The organism is Trichococcus sp. (genome assembly GCF_049589555.1).
Lineage (GTDB): Bacteria > Bacillota > Bacilli > Lactobacillales > Aerococcaceae > Trichococcus.
Window position 1 is genome coordinate 1 of record NZ_JBAWAZ010000328.1, and the last position, 2,568, is coordinate 2,568.

Annotated in this window: 2 protein-coding genes and 1 pseudogene; all 3 read left to right on the top strand. The window is 50.3% G+C overall.

Going from position 1 to position 2,568, the window contains the following annotated elements; all coding sequences use genetic code 11:
- Positions 1 to 87 (top strand): annotated as a pseudogene (locus tag WBV27_RS11450) (peroxiredoxin); the annotation flags it as partial.
- Between the two features lie 11 nt (positions 88 to 98).
- Positions 99 to 1,631 (top strand): alkyl hydroperoxide reductase subunit F, encoded by a 1,533-nt coding sequence (ahpF, locus tag WBV27_RS11455; RefSeq protein WP_424202178.1) that lies wholly within the window; start codon positions 99 to 101, stop codon positions 1,629 to 1,631.
- Between the two features lie 161 nt (positions 1,632 to 1,792).
- On the top strand, positions 1,793 to 2,568 hold a 776-nt coding region (locus WBV27_RS11460; protein ID WP_424202180.1), incomplete at its 3' end, for a formate--tetrahydrofolate ligase.

The window sequence follows — 2,568 nt, forward strand, 5'->3', positions numbered from 1 at the left end:
ACCCATCCAGGCGAAGTTTGCCCTGCGAAATGGAAAGAAGGCGCGGAAACATTGAAACCTAGCTTGGACTTGGTAGGTAAAATTTAAGGAGGCTTCCCATGGCATTAGATACAGAAATCAAAGGGCAACTCGGCCAATATCTGGAACTGTTGGAATCGGATGTTGTTTTCAAAGCCAGTCTGGGCGAGGATGAAAATTCCGCGAAAGTCAGCGAGTTTTTGCAGGAAATCGCCGGTATGTCGGAGAAGATTACTTTCGAAAACGCAACCTTGACCCGTACGCCCAGTTTTACGATCACACGTCCGGAAACGGAAAGCGGTATCACATTCGCCGGTCTTCCGTTGGGTCATGAGTTCACTTCATTTATCCTGGCTTTGCTGCAGGTAGGCGGAAGAGCGCCTAAAGTGGATGACAGCATCATCAAGCGCATCAAAGCGATCGACAAAGAGCTCCATTTTGAAACCTATGTCAGCTTAACATGCCATAACTGCCCGGATGTTGTCCAAGCATTGAACATCATGTCCGTGCTGAACCCAAAAATCTCGCACGTTATGATCGAGGGCGGTATGTTCAAGGATGAAATCGAAGCGAAGAAAATAATGGCTGTTCCGACTGTTTTCCTTAATGGGGAAGAGTTTGCCAGCGGCCGCATGACGATCGAGCAATTGATCGATAAAGCCGCCGGTCCGACAAGTGCGGATGAGTTCGCCGATAAGGAGATCTTCGACGTTCTGGTTATAGGCGGAGGACCCGCAGGCAACAGTGCGGCCATCTACGCTGCCCGTAAAGGCATCAACACCGGCATGGTCGTCGAGACCTACGGCGGACAAGTGATGGACACTGTCGGCATCGAAAACATGATCGGGACGCCTTACACAGAAGGTCCGAAACTGATGGCGCAAGTGGAAGCACATGTGAATCAGTACAAGGTCGACATCATGAAAGGCCAACGCGCTAAAAGTATCCGTAAAAATGACCTGATCGAAGTCGAACTGGAAAACGGTGCAGTGCTAAAAGCCAAGACAGCTATTCTTACAGTCGGCGCGCATTGGCGCAATGTCAACGTGCCCGGTGAGGAAGAGTTCCGCACGAAAGGCGTCACCAACTGTCCGCATTGCGATGGTCCGTTGTTTGCAGGCAAAGACGTCGCTGTCATCGGCGGCGGGAATTCCGGCATAGAAGCGGCGATCGATCTTGCGGGTTTGGCGAAACACGTATACGTGCTCGAGTTCTTGCCGGAATTGAAAGCTGATCAAGTGCTGCAGGACCGTGTCCATGCTTTGAAGAACGTCACTGTCATTACGAATGTGGCGACGAAAGCAATCACCGGTACCGATCAAGTGGAAGCCATTTCCTACGTGGACCGCGCTACGAATGAGGAGCACACCATCGCACTCGAAGGTGTCTTCGTTCAGATCGGTTTGGTCCCGAACACGGCTTGGTTGAAGGATTCCGGCGTTGCCTTGAACGAACGCGGCGAAGTCATCGTCGACAACCACGGTTCAACCAATCTGGAAGGCGTATTCGCTGCCGGAGATTGCACAAACAGTGCTTACAAACAAATCATCATCTCGATGGGTGCCGGAGCGACTGCCGCTTTGGGCGCATTCGATCACCTGATCCGTCAATAAGCTCCAATCCAGAAAGGGATTTCATTTTGAATTCCTTTCTGGATTTTTTTATTTGTGGTAAATGTAAGCAGTTTTATCAAGCAAATGGCCATAAAACACGTTCTTTCTACTGGTCTGTGTGCTAAAATGTATGTAAACATGAAGAATTTGGAGTGATGGTTTTGAAGACGGATATCGAGATAGCTCAAGCAAATGAGATGCTTCCGATCAAAGAAGTAGCGGCAACCCTTTCCCTGACAGAAGATGATCTGAAACTGTACGGAAAATACAAGGCAAAAGTGGACATCAAGAAAATCAATTCCTTGAATGAAGAGGCAGACGGCAAGTTGATCCTTGTCACTGCCATCAATCCTACCCCGGCTGGAGAAGGCAAATCGACCGTCACAGTCGGCTTGGGCGATGCCCTGACACGCATCGGCAAGAAAGCGATGATCGCGATGCGCGAACCTTCTTTAGGGCCAACGATGGGCGTTAAAGGCGGAGCGGCAGGCGGCGGTTATGCGCAAGTGCAGCCGATGCAGGACATCAATCTGCATTTCACTGGCGACATGCATGCCATCACGGCGACGAACAATACGTTATCAGCCTTGATCGATAACCATATCCAACAAGGCAATGCCTTGAACATCGATCAACGCCGGATCACTTGGAAGCGCGTATTGGATATCAACGACCGTGCTTTGCGCAACATTGTCATCGGGCTGGGTGGACCGATCCAAGGCGTTCCCCGACAAGACGGCTTCGATATTACTGTAGCGAGCGAAATCATGGCGATCCTTTGCTTATCGACTTCACTGACGGATCTGAAGAACCGGATTGGGAACATTGTCATCGGTTATACGTTTGACCGCGTACCCGTCACTGTCAGAGATTTGAAAGTGGAAGGCGCATTGACCTTGCTGATGAAAGATGCGTTGGAGCCGAACCTGGTTCAGAC